The organism is Bacillus sp. PS108 (genome assembly GCF_037963335.1).
Taxonomy (GTDB): Bacteria; Bacillota; Bacilli; order Bacillales; family Bacillaceae; genus Bacillus; species Bacillus subtilis.
Genome location: NZ_CP150155.1, coordinates 2,915,834 through 2,934,089, shown reverse-complemented (window position 1 = coordinate 2,934,089; position 18,256 = coordinate 2,915,834). Strand labels below are relative to the sequence as shown.

General features: G+C 36.9%; 29 protein-coding genes. 25 read left to right on the top strand and 4 right to left on the bottom strand.

Features of this window, described 5'->3' with window-relative positions:
- The first annotated feature begins 118 nt into the window (after positions 1-118).
- Complete coding sequence (locus tag NSQ16_RS15290; RefSeq protein ID WP_032722349.1) at positions 119-247, top strand: hypothetical protein; 129 nt, start codon at positions 119-121, stop codon at positions 245-247.
- Positions 248-364: 117 nt separating this feature from the next.
- Here NSQ16_RS15290 and NSQ16_RS15285 read toward each other — a convergent pair whose 3' ends face one another.
- From NSQ16_RS15285 to NSQ16_RS15275, 3 genes are all read right to left on the bottom strand, one after another.
- The gene (locus NSQ16_RS15285; RefSeq protein ID WP_106611046.1) at positions 365-1,510 is read right to left on the bottom strand and encodes a tyrosine-type recombinase/integrase; all 1,146 of its coding nucleotides are present in this window, start codon (positions 1,508-1,510) and stop codon (positions 365-367) included.
- Between the two features lie 63 nt (positions 1,511-1,573).
- Positions 1,574-2,347, bottom strand: coding sequence for an ImmA/IrrE family metallo-endopeptidase (locus NSQ16_RS15280; protein ID WP_106611047.1), 774 nt, complete (start codon positions 2,345-2,347; stop codon positions 1,574-1,576).
- Positions 2,347-2,757, bottom strand: a complete 411-nt coding sequence (locus NSQ16_RS15275; RefSeq protein ID WP_181280877.1) for a helix-turn-helix transcriptional regulator — start codon at positions 2,755-2,757, stop codon at positions 2,347-2,349. The genes NSQ16_RS15280 and NSQ16_RS15275 overlap by 1 nt, the downstream gene beginning before the upstream one ends.
- A 97-nt stretch (positions 2,758-2,854) precedes the next feature.
- Here NSQ16_RS15275 and NSQ16_RS15270 point away from each other — a divergent pair, with 97 nt between their 5' ends.
- The 4 genes from NSQ16_RS15270 to NSQ16_RS15255 all read left to right on the top strand — a co-directional run bounded on the left by NSQ16_RS15270 (position 2,855) and on the right by NSQ16_RS15255 (position 4,126).
- Positions 2,855-3,091, top strand: coding sequence for a helix-turn-helix transcriptional regulator (locus NSQ16_RS15270; RefSeq protein WP_106611049.1), 237 nt, complete (start codon positions 2,855-2,857; stop codon positions 3,089-3,091).
- 161 nt (positions 3,092-3,252) lie between these two features.
- The gene (locus NSQ16_RS15265) at positions 3,253-3,525 is read left to right on the top strand and encodes a hypothetical protein (protein ID WP_106611050.1); all 273 of its coding nucleotides are present in this window, start codon (positions 3,253-3,255) and stop codon (positions 3,523-3,525) included.
- A 68-nt stretch (positions 3,526-3,593) separates the two neighbouring features.
- Complete coding sequence (locus NSQ16_RS15260; protein ID WP_106611051.1) at positions 3,594-3,893, top strand: hypothetical protein; 300 nt, start codon at positions 3,594-3,596, stop codon at positions 3,891-3,893.
- Positions 3,890-4,126 (top strand): hypothetical protein, encoded by a 237-nt coding sequence (locus NSQ16_RS15255; protein WP_106611052.1) that lies wholly within the window; start codon positions 3,890-3,892, stop codon positions 4,124-4,126. Before NSQ16_RS15260 ends, NSQ16_RS15255 begins: the two co-directional genes overlap by 4 nt.
- On the opposite strand, the gene NSQ16_RS15250 is transcribed toward NSQ16_RS15255, so the two are convergent.
- Positions 4,110-4,376 (bottom strand): hypothetical protein, encoded by a 267-nt coding sequence (locus NSQ16_RS15250; protein ID WP_106611053.1) that lies wholly within the window; start codon positions 4,374-4,376, stop codon positions 4,110-4,112. The genes NSQ16_RS15255 and NSQ16_RS15250 overlap by 17 nt on opposite strands.
- 55 nt (positions 4,377-4,431) lie before the next feature.
- Between NSQ16_RS15250 and NSQ16_RS15245 the strand changes: the two genes are divergently transcribed.
- The 20 genes from NSQ16_RS15245 (at position 4,432) to NSQ16_RS15150 (ending at position 18,248) form a co-directional block, all read left to right on the top strand.
- A complete protein-coding gene (locus tag NSQ16_RS15245) occupies positions 4,432-5,085 on the top strand; it encodes a Rha family transcriptional regulator (RefSeq protein WP_106611054.1) in 654 nt (217 codons plus the stop codon).
- A gap of 12 nt (positions 5,086-5,097) precedes the next feature.
- Positions 5,098-5,946, top strand: coding sequence for a hypothetical protein (locus NSQ16_RS15240; RefSeq protein ID WP_106611055.1), 849 nt, complete (start codon positions 5,098-5,100; stop codon positions 5,944-5,946).
- Positions 5,947-6,074: 128 nt separating this feature from the next.
- A complete protein-coding gene (locus NSQ16_RS15235; RefSeq protein WP_106611104.1) occupies positions 6,075-6,479 on the top strand; it encodes a hypothetical protein in 405 nt (134 codons plus the stop codon).
- 14 nt (positions 6,480-6,493) lie between these two features.
- Positions 6,494-7,267, top strand: coding sequence for a Replication protein O (locus tag NSQ16_RS15230; RefSeq protein WP_106611067.1), 774 nt, complete (start codon positions 6,494-6,496; stop codon positions 7,265-7,267).
- Positions 7,260-7,616, top strand: coding sequence for a replicative helicase loader/inhibitor (locus tag NSQ16_RS15225; protein WP_106611068.1), 357 nt, complete (start codon positions 7,260-7,262; stop codon positions 7,614-7,616). The genes NSQ16_RS15230 and NSQ16_RS15225 overlap by 8 nt, the downstream gene beginning before the upstream one ends.
- Complete coding sequence (dnaB, locus tag NSQ16_RS15220) at positions 7,617-8,945, top strand: replicative DNA helicase (RefSeq protein ID WP_106611069.1); 1,329 nt, start codon at positions 7,617-7,619, stop codon at positions 8,943-8,945. It begins immediately after the preceding gene.
- Complete coding sequence (locus tag NSQ16_RS15215; RefSeq protein WP_106611070.1) at positions 8,935-9,147, top strand: hypothetical protein; 213 nt, start codon at positions 8,935-8,937, stop codon at positions 9,145-9,147. The genes dnaB and NSQ16_RS15215 overlap by 11 nt, the downstream gene beginning before the upstream one ends.
- The gene (locus NSQ16_RS15210) at positions 9,144-9,344 is read left to right on the top strand and encodes an XtrA/YqaO family protein (RefSeq protein ID WP_014471604.1); all 201 of its coding nucleotides are present in this window, start codon (positions 9,144-9,146) and stop codon (positions 9,342-9,344) included. The genes NSQ16_RS15215 and NSQ16_RS15210 overlap by 4 nt, the downstream gene beginning before the upstream one ends.
- 98 nt (positions 9,345-9,442) lie before the next feature.
- Complete coding sequence (locus NSQ16_RS15205) at positions 9,443-9,889, top strand: ArpU family phage packaging/lysis transcriptional regulator (RefSeq protein ID WP_106611071.1); 447 nt, start codon at positions 9,443-9,445, stop codon at positions 9,887-9,889.
- 1,260 nt (positions 9,890-11,149) lie between these two features.
- The gene (locus NSQ16_RS15200) at positions 11,150-11,977 is read left to right on the top strand and encodes a hypothetical protein (RefSeq protein WP_106611072.1); all 828 of its coding nucleotides are present in this window, start codon (positions 11,150-11,152) and stop codon (positions 11,975-11,977) included.
- A 182-nt stretch (positions 11,978-12,159) separates the two neighbouring features.
- Positions 12,160-12,309 (top strand): hypothetical protein, encoded by a 150-nt coding sequence (locus NSQ16_RS15195; RefSeq protein WP_181280878.1) that lies wholly within the window; start codon positions 12,160-12,162, stop codon positions 12,307-12,309.
- 69 nt (positions 12,310-12,378) lie between these two features.
- A complete protein-coding gene (locus NSQ16_RS15190; protein ID WP_106611073.1) occupies positions 12,379-13,110 on the top strand; it encodes a hypothetical protein in 732 nt (243 codons plus the stop codon).
- 325 nt (positions 13,111-13,435) lie between these two features.
- The gene (locus NSQ16_RS15185) at positions 13,436-13,993 is read left to right on the top strand and encodes a hypothetical protein (RefSeq protein WP_106611074.1); all 558 of its coding nucleotides are present in this window, start codon (positions 13,436-13,438) and stop codon (positions 13,991-13,993) included.
- 138 nt (positions 13,994-14,131) lie between these two features.
- The gene (locus NSQ16_RS15180; RefSeq protein WP_106611075.1) at positions 14,132-14,470 is read left to right on the top strand and encodes a hypothetical protein; all 339 of its coding nucleotides are present in this window, start codon (positions 14,132-14,134) and stop codon (positions 14,468-14,470) included.
- 218 nt (positions 14,471-14,688) lie between these two features.
- Positions 14,689-14,814: a hypothetical protein gene (locus NSQ16_RS15175; protein WP_282914542.1), complete on the top strand. Its 126-nt coding sequence runs from the start codon at positions 14,689-14,691 to the stop codon at positions 14,812-14,814.
- Positions 14,815-14,826: 12 nt separating this feature from the next.
- Positions 14,827-14,976: a hypothetical protein gene (locus NSQ16_RS15170; protein ID WP_183128902.1), complete on the top strand. Its 150-nt coding sequence runs from the start codon at positions 14,827-14,829 to the stop codon at positions 14,974-14,976.
- 98 nt (positions 14,977-15,074) lie between these two features.
- The gene (locus NSQ16_RS15165) at positions 15,075-15,446 is read left to right on the top strand and encodes a hypothetical protein (RefSeq protein ID WP_106611076.1); all 372 of its coding nucleotides are present in this window, start codon (positions 15,075-15,077) and stop codon (positions 15,444-15,446) included.
- Positions 15,436-15,801 (top strand): HNH endonuclease, encoded by a 366-nt coding sequence (locus NSQ16_RS15160; protein ID WP_106611077.1) that lies wholly within the window; start codon positions 15,436-15,438, stop codon positions 15,799-15,801. The genes NSQ16_RS15165 and NSQ16_RS15160 overlap by 11 nt, the downstream gene beginning before the upstream one ends.
- Before the next feature lie 225 nt (positions 15,802-16,026).
- Entirely contained in the window at positions 16,027-16,542 is a 516-nt protein-coding gene (locus tag NSQ16_RS15155) for a phage terminase small subunit P27 family (RefSeq protein WP_029726445.1), read from the top strand.
- Positions 16,539-18,248: a terminase TerL endonuclease subunit gene (locus NSQ16_RS15150; protein ID WP_186453391.1), complete on the top strand. Its 1,710-nt coding sequence runs from the start codon at positions 16,539-16,541 to the stop codon at positions 18,246-18,248. Before NSQ16_RS15155 ends, NSQ16_RS15150 begins: the two co-directional genes overlap by 4 nt.
- The last annotated feature ends 8 nt before the right edge of the window (positions 18,249-18,256 follow it).

The following is an 18,256-nucleotide window of genomic DNA, read 5'->3' as shown; positions in this document are numbered from 1 at the left end:
TTTGCCACTGAAGGCAAAGGATCTTTTTGTTTACCGCATAGGAATGAAAGGAAAAGAGTATATTAGATAGGGCAAACACGACCAATCACCACCTTTTAAATGAAAGGAGCGCTAAAGCGTGAATCTCATGTGTACGATTGCAAAAGAACGGCTGCAGCGGGATCATTGGGAGCAGCAGGCGCAAGATAGTGTTGGCCAGCAAGAGGCGAATGACGAAACAGACGATAAAAAAACCCCGACCGCATAGCGGCAGGGGTTTTTAAAACGATTAACGAGAGTAGAACTCAATAACGTTATAAACCCTAGTATTAATAGGTTTTAGAGGGCTCTTTTTAAAAACCTCCCCCAAAACCTCCCCCAATCTTTAAAAATTGAGTGCCTGGTCGAAAGCCAGTACAGATTGTTCTTCCAAGTCTTTGAAAGAATGTCCGTATATATCTAAAATCATTTGCGGAGTATTTCCAAGCCGATCCGCTATGACTTTTACAGGCGTTCGTTTACTAATTAATATTGTCGCGTGAGAATGTCTTAATCCATGCGGAGTTATCTTTTTTAAACCAGTTTTCTTTGAGAGACGTCGCATAGAATACATGATTGTGTTATCAGTTACAGGTAGCCCGCTTTGAAAAGAGATGAAAATAAAATCCTCATCTGATAAATATAACCCGTAAGTGAACTTTATTTCTTTACACCATTTGCGGTATAATTTTAGCTGTTCAATCAGTTCCTCAGCAATTAAAATAGTGCGGTAGCTACGTTTAGTTTTTGGGGAACGAACCCCTTTATTATCTCTGGTCTTGTTAATGGTGAGAGTCTTATTATCAAAATCTAAATCCTCCCACTTTAAGCCTAATGCTTCACCTTTTCTCATGCCGGTATATGACAGCAAGAAAATGAGTGTATAATTAGTTATATTTTCATATTGCTTTGCAGCAGATAGAAACTGTTTCAATTCCGCGGCTGTGTAAAAGTTATCACTAACTTCATCACTTTCGATTGTTATTTTATTAAAACGATTCCGCGTTAATATTTCATCATCCACTGCTGCATTTATTGCTACTTTAAATAGACGGTGAAATAGCTGAACTGTGCTAGGCTTATATTCTTTTAATAGCGTATTAATATAGACCCTTTTGTAAGTGGTTTTATCTAGATCAGTTAATTTATATTTGCCTAATAGCGGCTTCATCTGGTATTTTATCGCGTTTTCTCTTTGTAGCTGAGTTGTGACTTTCCACTCGTTTTTATGGGTTTCAAACCAGATATCGAGCCATTCACCGACGGTTAAATTATTGTTGTCTACTCGTTTTATTTCTCCATTTAAAACACCGGATTTTATTTCGAGCAAATCCCTATATGCTTCACTTTCAGTTTTGAATCCCTGTTTAGATTTTTCTTTGCGATTACCTAATTCATCATAAAAACGATGCCTATAACACCATCGTTTTTCTTTTTTTGAGTTGAAATAATAATACAATTCCTTGTCTTTTTTCGATTTATAAAGTTTCATATAGCATCCCTTTCATACGTGGACAGACGCAACATCGGGGATTTACGATTTACCTCACCTCCTCTAATTAAAAAGTGAATCTTTAATAATATCTATAGCACGCTTTGGTGAGTTGTTTTTAGGCTTTATATTGCCTTGATTATAAATACCAGTTAGATTACTAATATCAGAGTTTCTTAAGTATTCAACAATGCTTTCTTTATTTGATAATGTTAATTTGAAAATCTGTGCGTTTAAGTGATGCGCTTCATTATTCAGCTTTTTTATTGAATAATAAAGATAATCATTAGTAATTAAAATAGCTTCTCCTGAAGAAAAATCATACACCTCTATTAAATGATTAACCAGTCTCCAAAAAAGTGCTTCTTTTGAAATTTTCACAACTTTTTTAATTCTGTGGAAGCTATATTTTGCATATAGCATCTCTTCTAAAACGTCTTTAGGCAGTAAGGTATATGATGCAAAAACATTAGCTTGTATTTCGAAAGGCTTAATAGAATTATCTACTAGATCTTTTGTTCGGTCAGTAAACTGCGACTGCATCTCCCTATGGATAAAGTAATGACCTAATTCATGCCCGAGGGTAAAATTCCTTCGCTCAACAGGCTGATTGGAATTAAAAACAATAGTTTTTTCATATTCATCAACATGAAAAAGCCCGCATAAATCAGAGGAAAAAGCATAAGAATCTACATAGATTCCCTCACTATAAAGAATCTGCATAACGAAACCGTCTGCTCTAAAAGTGAGTGGGTTTCTAATGATATTCTTATATTGTTTATAAACAGCATACGCAGTTGATATAGCTTCTTTTATTTCACGATGATATAAAGTCACTATTCATTCCCCTTCTGCTCTTTTCTCTTACTGAGTATCCGTTTTTTCCTAGATAAGAAATAGTCTTCTAGTTCCTCTGCTAAAGTTTCTTTTTCATTTTCGGTTAAATCATCATTCTCCATCCTCAACCAAGTTTTTATGGAAGAAGGTGTATTATTCTTTTCTTCTTCAAGTTGAGAATCCGTTAAGTTGTTTTTAGCTTCTTCTTGTGAGTCAGCACTTTTCATAAGATCGTTCATTTCTACTTTGTAAAATTCACAAAGTTTATTAAGCATTTCATATCTAGGTTTAGCTATATCATTTTCCCATGAATTATATCTGGATCTCCCGATCCCCAACTTCTCTGCAACTTGATACTGACTTAATCCTTTTTTATTTCTAAGTTTTTTAAGGTTAGCTCCTAAACTCATCATCGATACCTCCCGAAAAAATAATTCTCCATTTCGGGCTTGACGGATAATAATATTATCCATTATAATCAAAACTACCGAAAGGGGGCTAGAATAAATGTCAAAAAAACGCCTATACTTTGCTAACTGTCGTAAAGCAAAGGGAACACAGAAGTATGTGGCGAAAGAAAATGGGATATCTACTGTTTATCTACGGATGATCGAAAATGGAACATATACTCCTGGCAGAGATTTAATGTTTCAACTATGTTGTTATTTTGATCAACCAGCAGAGAAGTTATTCCCTGATTACTTTAGTAATCAGTCTTTTAAACATACCCAAAGTGATAATTAAATTATCCATAATTGGATTATAGATAATTTTATCTTTGAAGTCAATGTGTTTTCTTTTTTTTGTCATATTGGATAATTAAATTATCTGTTTGTGAGACAAAAGATTTTTATTTGGCAATCGTCAGAGTCTGAACTGAACATCGTGAGGAAGGGGGGGGTGATTTGCCCATTGTTAATCTCGATGTAGATGTAAATCAGACGGAAATTCGTGACTACATTAACCAACAATTAGACCAGGTCATAAGGGAGTCACTTTTCGTTTGGGATATTGAAACAATGTCTAAAAGAACGTGTATGAGTAAGTCGTTCTTAGAAAATGAATTCTTGCGTGACCCGAGAATGAAACTACTTGAGCGCCGAAAGGAAAAAGGCAAACGTTTTTGGTTCTACGAGGAATCTAAACAAGTTATGAAAGAAATTATGGATGAATGGTAAAAAAAGCGTGGACAGACGCACACAATACATTGCAGTTTGTATGACTATAAATTGAAAGGGGTCAAACGATGAATCTCAATAAGATTAAAATAATAAATCCGGAACCGGACTTAGATATTGAAGCATCTTACAATTTCATTGATTTTTTGTTCAATAGTGGACCGCTTTTCGCGTTTTCAAAAAACCCAAGTGATAATTCAGGCTTGAAGTTTGAAATAGCAAAAAAGACACAGCCTGTAATAGGCCGTGTGATGCTTGAGTTTACCAGCGCAGGAACAGAATACTGCGTACATATGTGTAAGGCGGAGGAACGAGAAATAATTGAAGTTCGACACAGGGAAATGGAAAGAATGGAGGCTACAACATGAATAATAAAAATAATTCAACCCCTGCGGCAACAGAGGTTGAAAAGAAAATAAAAAAAATTGAATTGGAAATTATTAATTTAGGAAAACGAGTTGTTCAATTAAAATCAACACGTAAATTTCCTCAATGGCTTTATTTCAAAATTGGAATTTCTATTTTAGAAGGAAAGCCATATGATCATGAATTTTGGACTAGTCGGTTAGAGAATTCAGATAAATTCATATCCGATCTCTAATCCATTGCCATTGATTCTTAGTTAACCAACCTTGTCTATCGGCTGTAATGAGGGTGACTAGTAAGCGATCATTAGAATCAATTTCACTCTTTAAATGTTCAAAAACACCATCTGCATTATTGTTAGTTTGGATTAACCAGCATGATTCCATTATGTGGTTATAGTCTTTGAACTGTTTTAATTTTTTATATAGACCATCGTAATTTTGACCGCTTGTATTAAGATCATAGGTTACAAGATACACTGCCATAGTTTCACCCCCTTTCTAGATAGATAGGGACATTATACCAATAGGAGGAAATAAATTGAATAACACTTTAAGTTTAATCGAATCAAACGGACAACATTTTGTAGATAGTCGAGACGTGGCCGAAATGGTTGAGAAAAGACATGCGGACTTGGTAAGGAGCATTGAGGGTTACTTAGTAGTTATAGGTCAAAACGCAAAATTGCGTTCTGATGATTTCTTTGTAGAAAGCACATACCAAGCGGGTACGGGTAAACTCTACAAACATTATTTGCTAACTAAACAAGGCTGTGAAATGGTCGCCAACAAAATGACAGGCGAAAAAGGCATCCTGTTTACCGCTGCTTATGTAAACCAATTTAATCAGATGGAGCACCACTTACAAACTGGTTATTCACAGTTAAGCCCACAGTTACAACACATGATCCGTCTTGAGCAAAAACAGAATGAGCAAGACAAACGTTTAGGCAAACTTGAAGACAATTTGAGTATCGACTCCTTTCAACAAAATGTTATCCAAAAGCAAATTAAAAAGCGTGTGTATGAAATACGTGATAGATACGATGACAGCCCAGAGGGTACACGTCGCCTATTTTCAAGTATTTATCGCAATTTTAGAGACGCTTTCGCAGTGCCTTCATACAGGGATTTAAGAAAGTTAGATTTTGAGGATGCAAAGGCATGGATTAAAACATGGCGGCCGTTAATTTAGGAGGATCTGAATATGAATAAATTTGAGTTTTATAGTCGTGTCAAAGCTTTAAAAGTAGAAGTGAATCATGTAACGAAGGAATTTCATGCTTTTATCAATGACACATACAAAGCCTTTTGGCGTGGTGTCGATCGTATCGCGGAATCTAACTTGATGTATTTGTTTATTCACATGACTGAGGCGGATATTCCTGAAAAAGTGATTCAAGACCTACGCAAATTTTTCAACGTAGATAAAATTATGTCCGTTTCAAAATATAGTCCGTATAACAGCTTGGTGTGGATCAAACGATTACAGCGGGAAATTAATCGCAGAGATATCACCGTTTCTAAATATCGCCAGCGTTTGTGGTTCATTTTAGTCGAGATTGAGGATTTAGAGGAAGCGATTGAATCTACAGGGAAAATGGGCGGAAATTCCATTACTGATATTAAGCAAGAAATTGAAAAAGCAGTTAATTTAAGTCCCTCTTATCCGGAAAACCTTGAGAAACATTTAATCTTGTCAATGGATTTCTTGAAAATAAAAAAGAATGATTTTTTATCTCTTCTGTCTATAGATCATAGCAAAGAAAGAGCGGCTGAAATGAGAAGCACAATTGATAATATGCCGGATGAAATAGATTTTAATAGGTTCATGCTTGAGGTATTTGTGAAAAATATTGAGTCGCCAGATGATGATGTTTTCTTTGATATTTTCTATAGAGGTGTAATGGATCGAATCATAAGCGGGGAGATTGATACTTCAAAAATATTACATGACGTTATTAAAGAACCGATTCCAGTGTATAAAGCCGAAAAAGACGAATATGGCCGCATCACCTCAATAGAGAAGGATCGGCCAAATCTCACATTACTCTAAGATGTAAGAGTCAAACATACGGTCAAGAAAGAGTGTTGCCGCACTTTTTCTTGATTTATTCAGATAGACAATACCATGACTTAACGAAAATATCAATCTAATAAATCAAATGCGAGGAGAGTTCAATTATGAAATTAATGGGTACGCCTACTAAAATAGCTGCTATCGGTGAACAGATCGGGGCGGATATAAATAAAACGACTGTATGCGGTAAGTATTACGACGCTGGCATGGTTACTATGCTCAAATTGATAGCAACCAAGTCTCTGCATGAGAGGTTAGACAGTGATTACGAAAAAATCGAATTGTCCCAAAAAACATGTAAAGCAAATGATCGAATGAACGATCTTTATGCACTGATAAGCGAGAAGCTGCCGGCGGAATTAAAGCCACTTCTGCAGGATTTTGATGAGATTTGTTCAACAAAAGCGGCATATGAGAGCGAGGACGCTTTTATATCGGGATTTATTGCCGGTTTCCGTTATCTCATGGGAGAAGTGGCGTATAGCGATGAATTGAATTTTTACAAGTAAGCAAGGTGATTCTAATGATTGGTTGGATAAAGCTTCATAGGAGTGTTCAAGATCACTGGATTTATCAAGAGAAAAGGAAGTTTTCTAAATATGAAGCTTGGCTCGATTTACTCATGATGGCCAGTCATAAAGATAATAAATTCGTTCTAGGAAACGAGCTTTACGAGGTTAAGAGAGGTCAATTCATTTCCTCAATTCGTAAACTTGGTGAGCGTTGGTCATGGTCTAATACCAAGGTAACGCAATTTCTTGACCTGTTACGGAAAGATGAAATGATTGATTTCAAAAAAGACACAAAAAAAACGCTTATAACCATTGTCAATTATGGGGTTTACCATGATTCCGATGAAGAAAAAAAGACAGTGATCGAACACGAAAACGACACGAAAGCGACACAAAAACACACAATCAAGAATGAAAAGAATGTAAAGAATGAAAAGAATATAAATACTTCTCGTCTCAAATATGAAATTTGCGACATGGAGAATGCGGAATATCTTTTTAAAGAAATCAAAAATAATAACCCTGATGCTAAAAAGCCCAATCTGGAAAAGTGGGCTAATGAATTTAGGTTAATACGAGAAAGAGACAAGCGTACAGACGAACAAATCAAATACTTAATCAAGTGGACACAGCAGGATGATTTTTGGAAAGCCAATATACTCAGTCCATCAAGCCTTAGAAAACACTATGACAAACTGGTCGTTAAAATCAAAAGTGTTAAAGGCAAGGAACAAACAAAGAAACGCTCACAGCTTCGGAGGGAGGATTTTAATTTAGATGACTAAAGCAGAGACGTTTGAAATCCTAGAGCTCACAAATCAATACTTTGAGTATTTCGAGGTAACGCAAAATAAAGTTGATTCTTGGCATGAATTGCTAAAGGAGGATGATTACGAGGACGTACGTAACAATCTCATTAGTTTTTGCAGAAGAAGTAAGTTTCCGCCGAAGGTTGCAGATTTGTTGAATGCAAAGCCTGCAACAGTTGACCGGATCAATGCAATTCCCTCTGTAGAGGAAACAAAAGAGTATCTTGCGAAAATGGCTGCTCCTGCTGAGTTAACAGAACAAGAGCGGGCATCCATAGAGAAATCAAAAGCAGAAATCAGACGAATGCTTGGGATTGGTGATTAAATGGACACGAACCAATTTTTATACAACATAGATGCGGAGCAGTCCTTTTTAGGGGCGCTCCTTTTAGAACCCGAACTAATAAAAGACAGCCGCATTAAGCCGCTCCATTTATCACAGGCCAAACATAGAAATCTATTAGCTGCGATGATTGAACTAGATTCCAAAGGCGTCCCGATAGATTTGGTTGCAATCGTGGAGCAAGTAGGACGTGACAACATCGGCAGCGTTGGCGGGCACAAATATTTATCCGACTTAACCGAGTCTGTGCCGACTACCGTCAATATTTCTTTTTACGAAAAGCTTATATTTGAGTATTGGCAAAAAAGAGAAATGAGCAAGGTCGCGGAGGAAATCAAGCAAAATGCCGCTCATGAAGATGTATCCGCAACTATTCAAACGAGCATATCCAATTTAATGCGTTTAGAAGACGCTGCAGGCGATGAAGAGGACGGGGCAATACAAAATGACCTGTTAGACATTTACGAAGAGCTAGCGACTCCAAAAGGGGAAATTACAGGTATGCGAAGCGGTTTTGCGGAGCTTGACCGAATGACGTCAGGTTTTCAAAAACAAGAGTTGGTGATCATAGCCGCTCGGCCATCTGTCGGGAAAACTGCTTTTTGCTTAAATGTTGCAGCTAATTTTATGGGTAGTTCTTTAAATCAATATAGCGGCGGTACAGTAGGTATTTTCTCTCTTGAAATGTCACGTAAGCAGCTCTTAAAAAGAATGGCTTCCATTCTCGGGAATATCAATGCAGATGCAATGCGAACGGGGAATTTGACAGCTAATGATTGGAACAAGCTTTCACAAGCAAATGGTATTCTCGGGTCTGCTGATCTAAGAATATTTGACCGACCAGGCGTCACAGTTAACGAAATATGGTCAAAAGCAAGGAAAATGAAACGGGAGTATGCCGGCAAGGATATCTTGATTATTATTGATTATTTGCAGCTGATTACAGGATCAGCAAAACATAGGGGGAACAGAACACAGGAAATAGGCGAAATAAGCCGTATGCTCAAGCATATGGCCCGAGAGTTAGACATTTGTGTGATTGCTCTTAGTCAGCTTTCAAGAGGCGTTGAACAGCGGCAGGATAAGCGCCCAATGATGTCTGATATTAGGGAATCAGGGCAAATCGAACAGGATGCGGATGTCATTGGGTTTCTTTATCGGGACGATTATTATGACAAGGAAAGTGAAAATAAAAATATCATCGAAATCATAATTGCTAAACAGAGAAACGGTCCTGTTGGTACTGTCTCATTGGCGTTCATTAAAGAATACGGTTTGTTCCTGAATTTGGAGCGCAGGTTTGACAGTTAGAGATTGGTATCGAGAAGCGCTGCGGCATAATTATTATTCTCTCATTCTGCTAATAGAGTTTTTGGTTTATGAGAAGAAAACCATTAGCCTGCAGGATCCGGAACAGGCGCTTAATTTTTATTTGCAGGAAAGATTCAAGGATAAAATGAACGCTTATTTGTTGGCATACGAGCAGCGGGTTAAAAGGAGTGAAACAGTTTGAGATTAATCAATTTAGATCATATAATTGAAAGAGATAAACTTGTCATAGACACAAAGCAGCACGATTGTTTTGCGGTTATTCTATCCAATGGAGCTGCAAGGATGGTTCCGCTCCCCACATATGGGGAAACAAAAATCATTACAAATCAAGGCAAGGTCACTCGAGTTAAATGGGACGAAGGTGAATTGTTTAATTGAATAAATGTCCAAGACGGAAAGCCTGCGGACACTGAACCTACAGCAATAGCGCTGTTTGTTCGGTGTCCTTTTTTATTTTGAATAATCAGGAGGTAAATATGAATCAAATGACATTAAACCTGCCTCAGATTGACGAAGAAGCCACTAAAGCAAAAGCAGAGCAGCTGCTAGATCAATATCGGTTATATCTCTTACAGGTGCCAGATGATTTTTTGCCAAAGGTTACACCTACTTACAGCATTGTTCCGCCGAGCATTACGAATGAGTTCCACTCATCGACAGAAGATGCAGCGTTAAAACGTCTTGATTGGGAGATTCAGCGTGATAAATTTCTAAAAAGGATTCAAAGGGCTGTTAACCGACTTACACAAAGAGAACGGCAGATCATTGTCATGCTCTATATGCAACCGGAAGAAATGTATGACTACGAAGTATATGGAGAAATGGATCTGAGCGCGCGTAGCTATTATCGTGTAAAAGCAAAAGCTCTCTACCGATTGGCATTTGCTTTGAGGGAAGAGGTTTATAATAAATGTGTAAAATAACAAGTTTTTATATAATTTGTTTAAAATTATTTTATTTAATTTTTTATATTCTTTTCTTATAAAAAATCAAAAACTAAACAAAGGGCGTGCTTGTTATTTTAAGTTTATCGGTAATATTTTAATTGTTTTTTTTAAAAAAATAATGCATTTTAAAAATTGACAGAAAAACAATTTTCCATACAATATTTTATTAATTTTTTTATACACTTTCCTTATGAAAAAGTCAAAAAAAAACTTGTAAAACATAAGACGTATTTGTTATTATAAGTTTATCGGTAATGTTTTTTGATGAAAATTAAAAATGATGAAAAATATACAAAGAAATTTGAAAAAATAACAGTTTTTAAAAAACCTTTTGGGTAAGCTTATTTAAAGCAAAAGTTTTGCAATCAAGAATTGCTCCCCTAAGTATTAAATAAAAAAAGCCACCTAAGGTAAATAGATGGCTTTAAGTAATAGTTACTGTAGTCTATCTAGGATGTTTTGTGTAATTCTGTTTTCTAATTTAATGTAATGATATCTAATTAACCAGATACCAATTGCTAAATAACCAATACTCATTTCTTTCCCGAAAATTATTAACTTTGTGTCGAATAATTTTTCGAGTAAGAATAGAAACAATCCTTCCATATTCATTTATCATTCACCTCCAATTTTAAGAGGTTTTCACTTGGAAGGCTAAACGATTCTAGCACTTTAACCGCCTTAACTATAACAGTCACCCTTTCTCATGTTTTAGCACGTTCCACGGCGTGCTGAACCTATTGTATGTAAACAGAGGTTGCAGCCTCTGGTGATTTCAAAAAAGTAACACGAAAATGCCCTTTTTAGGGCTTTTTTTAATGTTTAAGAAATGCTAAGGATATTAACATATTATTTTCCATGTTAGCATTCTGATAGATTTATAGTCAATAAAATTCGACAAATTTTCAAAAATCTTTGTAATTGGCTATGAAAAGAAAGCAATAACGTACTTTAGAGGTTATGAAAAGTCCTCACCGCAACAGGGTGTTGTGGTGGTTTACGGGCTTTTTAGTCCTTATGCTGAGTATTTTAATGAACCATCCAATTGCTGGATGTTTTTTTGTTTTTCATACATTCTTATAAAAAAACAGGTGTGATTTAGAGATTTGGGTTAATAACAGAGAGGACAAGGGGTTGGCTCAGTTCGACGAGTTTCCAGTTTAAAACATATAGGTAATTGGCGACGGACGTCTCGTGCTATAATTTAAAACATAATTTATTAGGGGGCTTCTTTAAATGGAAAACCTAGACCTACTAGATAATGCAATAGATTATTTACAGCACGGATTACATCATTTACAAGAATATGAGGAAAATCTTTCAATTTCAGATATAAAGCAATCTGTTATCAATCTCATAAATGCATTAGATTTATTTGTATTAGAAAAACTTCGACAAGTCGAAGGAGAAGAAGCAATTTTTGCATCAAATAATAATAAAAAGGAGAATTACGGTACGGGTTATAGAGCTACAGTTCACGTGGGGAACGCATACAGAAGAATAAAAGCAGTATTACAAAACCCAATAACTGATGATGAGCAGAGTGCTTACGACATTTTAAAGTTACTTAGAGATTCAGCAGTTCATTATGAGTTTGCATTTGGACAAGAAAAAGAAGAAAATATGCTGTTTCTGTTGCATTACATCGGACGTTTTATTGATTTAGAACTTAGTGTGGAGTTGGAAGACGTCTTAGCCGATTATCATGAGTTTTATTTCAGTTATATTGAAGGAACGGATTATTATGAAGTAGTTCAAGAAAGAGCTGAAGAAGCAAGAAAGGAAATGGTCAGAGACGACATTTACTGGTATGAGTACGATACAGTTAAGAATGGGGCTCCACCAATAGTTTTAGATTGGGTATGCGACGAATGTTCAGAACAGACTGTAGCTGCAGACAATAGGTTAGGAGTAGATCCCGGAGTCTGTGCGATTTGTTTTGCAGAGCACGATATCACGGAGTGCTTTAAATGTGGTCAACGTATAAACCTAAACCATGAAGGTCGATGGATGTTTGAAGGTTACTGGTGCGATTTTTGCGCCGATCATTTTGAAAGACAGTAGCAACTCAAATTAATATTGGCACAAACTTGGCAGGATAACGGCACACCATTCTGTTTTAAGTGAGGTATTATGGTAATAGGTAATAAATCGACAGGCGCTTTCTCAATTGGGATGGCGCTTTTTCATTGGAATTTATCACTAAAAAAACTATGTACTAAATATTCTATTATGGAGGTAGTACCGTGATTAAGGAAAGTAAGCTGCCGTTTATAGAAGCCCTTGTGTCTCTTGGATGTTATGAAGGAGCAAAGGGAGCGGATTTGTATGATATGTCTGTTCCTGAATTAACTAAATTGCTCGTTGAAACAAGATGTAAGCTTGTTCGTAAATAATTCGACAAATTCTGCAAATGATTCCTTATTTATTCTCTTGCGCCGATAATAAGGTGAGGAGTGATAACAATGAAAGAAAAACAAACTGATATTATAATCGATGTATCTGACAAAGTGGCTCAAATTCTAAATCATCAAGAGTCAACGTTAGGGATTGTAGCACCTTATGTGGTTGCTTGTGCTTCGTTAATAGCTTCTGTAATTGTAGGTGTTATCTCTTATAGAGCATCAAGATCTGCGGAAAAAACTTCACATGAAATTGGAAAACAAAATGTGCAAGCATTAGATAAGAATAGGTATATTGAAATTATCAGTAAAGAAAGAGCACAATGGATCGAAACTGTTAGGGGTATATTTAATGAATTCAATACTGCTGCATATATGCTTGCTACTGAGTTGAAGTATCTGAAAAAGAACCCAGAAGAAATAGATCAGAAGTTAAACTATTTAGATGAGTTGAATGTAGAGCTAGAACACAATTGGGCTAAAACCTATCTTTATATAAATCCAACAGAAATAGTGCCTTTGAAAATGGCCGAGATAAAAAGTGCTATTTGTGATCAGCTATTCATTGAACCGAGTCTTATTCCTGATTTTGATATTAAAATAATGCTAGATTACCATCCGCAACTTATATATTTACAGAATGTAATTTTGAAGTCGGAGTGGAAAAGACTTAAACAAGAAGTACAGGTTGGACGTGAATTAACTGATGAAGAAACCAATAAAATAACTAAAGAAGTAGCAAAAAAACAAATGCTGGAATTCTATGAAAAATTATTAGCTGATGATTTAAAATGATTGGCTAAAAGGATTTGCAAAAGAGTACAGGGACTGTTGAGGTCTCAGTTGTAGATTGAATTGAATCGAATCATTAACGTCTTTCCGCTTAGCGGAAGGGCGTTTTATTTTAGGGATGAGCTTTTTTATTTGAGTAGTGCAGACTGCCGAAGGTGTTCGAGTGCAAATGAACATTGAAGGAAAGGAATGTTTCAGGGGGAAGGGAAACCTTTAATCAGTCTTAATCCCCTTTGATTTTATAAGCTGCTTCGGGTAAATCGTTCGACAAATTTCGCTCTGCCTTGCAATTGATTACTTTTTACCGATAAAAAGGTGGGGTGATTATATGCAAAACAATTCTTTAACGGAAGCAAAAGCAATAGGGAAATATTTATTAAAAAGATACGGACGACCCTACAATGAAAACATGACTATTCAGCAGATTTTTAAAGAAGCAGTAAAAAGAGATCACGAAAAAGAACAATTAAAACAAATGTCGGATAGATTGAATATGGGCCTACAAGTTTCAGATGATTTAAGCTCTCTTAAAACTGTCCCCTTTACAATATTTACATCAGTTACTGCGGGAATGATCAGTATCTATGTTGTTTTTTTTACTTTCTATTTTAATACTTTTAATAGTTTTTCTACGACATTTATACAAAAAGACAAAGAAAATAAGATAGATCCTCTAGAATTGCTTAATACCATTATTGCGGGTGGGAAGGACATAGTAAGGTTACTAACATATTTCTGTTTTTTAATGCTTATACTTATGATTGGATTGTGGATCTTTTTGATAACTGTAAATAAGAAATATTATCAAAGACAGCGTGGTTTTAAATTGTTATTAGATGAAGTTATTAAAGAAATTGAGGAAGAAGAATCAAAAGATACTATATAGGCATAGATATTTGGCATCCTAAAAGGGTGCTTTTTTATATTCTCTGCAAACTGCCTCTGGTAAATCGTTCGACAAATTTCGTAAATGATTCCTTTGTTATGTTCTTTCGCTGATAATAAAGGGGGGGGAGGTGACAAAATGAGTTCAAATTTAGAATATAAAGAAAGCCCAAGCGATGGACCAGTTTTAGGGATATATATTAAAAAGGATGGAGAATATATATTACAGCTTAGTGTTACAGTTACTGCAATCTCAGCTGATGGTAAAACTAAGTTAGGCGGTTATAGCGCTTTATTAGATCCTATGAAAGTTAAAGATATTCAAGAATGGTTGTTTGAAATAGGTAAACAACACCTTGATAAAGTGAAGAAGTTTGAAAAGATCATTATTACTTCTGATGATGTGGAGAATCGTAAGCTAATTAAAGATTGGGAGTTACTTAAAAGAGAACTTATTCCTGAGCAATTTCATTCTTAAACTAAAGCAAAGCACTTTCCTTTTGTGAAAGTGCTTTTTATATTTTCTGTAAACTGCGTCCGGTAAATCTCAGGATAGACTATTGGCGGTTAACGGCTTGAGTACGGTGGCAGTTTAGAAAGAATAAGCTATATGAATTATAGAGAATCGTTCGACAAATTTCGCAAATTGTTATATTTTATGTTCTCTTACCGATATTTAAGGAGGAGGGGTATAATATGTCAAAAATAAATCCTACTACTATTGCACAAACAGGTAGAATATTGGTCAACGGTGCAAGCGGTGTAATTACAGTTCTAACTGCTGTAAACATGCTTAAAGACCTATTTTTAAAGAAAAAGTAAAGGAGTTTTTTTATGCCTTCACCAAAAGAAACTAAGGGACCTATTGTAAAAACTGGACCAACTGCTGGTAATGTAAGATCAAGGAATCAAAACGGACAATGGAGACAGAAAAGATCTGATGCAGGACAAACTAAACAGCCAATCAATAAACAAAGTAAGTAAAGAAAAAACACATTTATTTCAAATGTTTATTAGGACATACTCTCAAAACGTCTTTCTATACGGAAAGGCGTTTTTATTTTAAAAAGGAGATCCATACCATGATACCTGATGAAGATTTACGCTTACAAGCTTATAACACTGCCACAAAGCACAATATAACTACAGCAATGGTACATGAGGGTTTATACCAATTGAGTGTCTCGGGTTGTTGTCCTTGGCAGGATACTGATATCGTAGAGGCTTTAGGGTACCTTGGTGACTATGGATTGCATAACCTATTAGCAGTTGAACGTATTGCACGTATAAGTGAGATCCATCCATACAGCAGAGTTAAAGGATCAACTAATCACTCCTATGGAAGTTTAGGGATTAATAAGAGAGATGATAACGGAGAACTTATAGCACCAAAGTTGTTATGGAAAGAAAACTTTGACAATAAGAATGAGAGAGGTGAAGGGGATGCCCGGTAAGCCCCTGAGAATATGCGCTGCCCCTGGGTGCCCCAGCCTCACCCGTGGCCGGTACTGTGATGCACACCAGACACAGCAACAAGAAGAAACAAAACATTACAACAAACATTCAAGAAACAAAACAATAACAAGTTTTTATAAATCAACAGATTGGAAACGAACAAGACAACTTGCTTTGTTAAGAGACAATTATCTTTGTCAGCATTGTTTGAAAGATCATTGCTTCACACCGGCTGACATGGTGCATCATATTGTGGAAGTAAAGGAAGATTGGGCGAAAAGATTAGACTTGGACAACCTTGTAAGCCTGTGTAACGCCTGTCACAACAAGGTTCATGGCGGAAAGGGCAAGTGATCCTCCCCCCTATCCAAATCTCTGGAAAGGAAACGTTTGGAGAACGGCGCCCCCTCTTCTGCAAACAAACACCGCTTTTCAAAGTTCCGGAAAAACAAAATACCCTCCCGGCGAAATTGCCGAGAGGGCTTGGTACGACTGGTTTTGTTGTTAATTCCATCGTATCACGATTGGTGAAAAAAACAAGCAAAAAATGCATTTTTTGATGTGAAATGAGGTGAGAACATGCCGAGGCCTGCAAAATCCGCGACGCTTCAATTGATACAGGGCAACCCAAATAAAAAGAATACGGAAGAGCTGGCCGCCCGGGCTGAGCACGAGAAGAAAATGAAAATGCGATCCGATAATATAAAACCGCCAACGTGGTTGGATAAGGTCGGGAAAAAAGAGTTCAAACGGGTTGCTGCTCTATTAACAGAAGTTGAAATCATCACGGAAGCGGACATCAGCATGTTGGCTGCCTATTGTAATGCCTATTCGCAGTATGTATCAATTTCTAAAATTATCGAAGAAGACGGGATCATGGTCCATACGGAAGGAAAAGACGAAGACGGCAAACCTATAAAGCTTGTTGGTGAAGAGCATCCGTTATTAAAGCGGCAAAAGAATTATTTTGATCAAATGAAATCAGCAGCGAATGACTTTGGCCTTACACCGTCTGCCCGGGCAAAACTTGCTATCACCCGTACCCAGGAAGAGCGGGAAAAGACGGCTGCGGAGAAGGAGTTTAGAAACGTATGAAGACAATCAAACAATTTCTCATTGATTACTCGCGCGATGTGATATCGGGTGAGATTGTGGCGTGTGAAAAACACATTTGGGCCTGCGAGCGTTTTTTAAATGATGTGAGTCGGGAAGGCACAAGGGAGTTTCCTTATGTGTTTGATGATGAAAAAGCCCGCCGGTTTCTTTATTGGATGACCCAGTTTAAACACACGAAAGGACCTTTGCAGGGGGAGAATATTGTACCTGAGCCTATTCAAATATTCATCTTTGGCAATGTGTACGGCTGGGTGCATAAGGATACCGGCTATCGCCGATTTAAAAAAGTCTATTGGCAGGTAGGTCGTAAAAACACCAAAACGCAGAGCCTGGCTTGTGTCGGCTCCTATGAGGCAATGGCTAACGATGAATATATGTCCGAGGTTTACATTGGCGCCACAAAAACAGAACAAGCAAAAATATGCTGGAACGAAATTAAGGCACAAATTATGCAAGCTGATCTTTTGAACAAGCCGGAGAAAAAATATCGGATTGCATATGGAAAGATAGAGCACCCTAAAACACAGTCTAAAATTGAGGCGCTTTCTAAAGATGCCGGAAAAACTGGCGATGGTTTTAACCCGCAATGCGGCATTATCGACGAATACCATGCGCATAAAACCTCAGAAATTTATGATGTCCTGGCTTCCGGTATGGCTGCCCGGGCTCAACCATTGATGTTGATTATTACTACGGCCGGATTTGAATTGAATAATCCTGCTTATCGTGTTGAATATGATTACGTGTCTCGCATATTGGATCCGAATAAGGTGGAACAAAATGAACAGTATTTTGTGATGATCAATGAGCTTGATAAAGGTGATGACGTCAAAGACGAAAAGAACTGGATTAAAGCTAACCCGATTGTCGCTGCCAATGAGCATGGATTGAATTATTTGCGCGGAGAGTTGGAGGTCGCGCTTGCCGTCCCGGAGAAAATGCGGAATTTCATGACAAAGAACATGAATATCTGGGTTAACATGCGGGAGAACGGCTATATGGATATGCAAGCCTGGACAGATTGCGGTTCTGATAAACTCCCGGATTTGAAAAACCGAGAGTGCTATGTCGGCATTGACTTATCAAAAACGATTGATTTAACGGCAGCATCTTTTATTTTTCCGTTAGATAATGGTAGTTTTGCTGTAGAAAGTCACGGATTTATGCCGGAGGATACATTCCATGAACGGATGAAGACTGATAACGTTCCATATGACTTGTGGAAAAAAAGGGGATGGTTAACGACAACAGATGGTGCCGTTGTTGATTATGACTATATCAGGGCATACATTAAGAAAATGGAGAAAGAAAACGGCTGGCGTATCAAGGAAATAGGCTATGATCCATATAACGCCACACAGTTTGCTCAGCAAATGGAAGCGGATGGATACACAATGATTGAGATACGGCAGGGAGTAGCCACGTTGTCTGAACCAACAAAAGATTTTAGAGCAAAAGTCAAATCGAAAAAAATCATACATTCGAAAAATGACTTACTGACCTGGGCGATGGGTAATGCGGTAACAAAAGTGGACGCTCAGGAGAATATCATGCTTGATAAATCCAAATCCACTCAGCGGATTGACCCGGCAGCAGCATTGATTAATGCGTATGTACGTGCTTCTCAAGTTGAGAGAGCAGTTGACTTAAACGCTTATATTCAGTCAGGTGCTTTTAGTCTGTAGGGGGAATA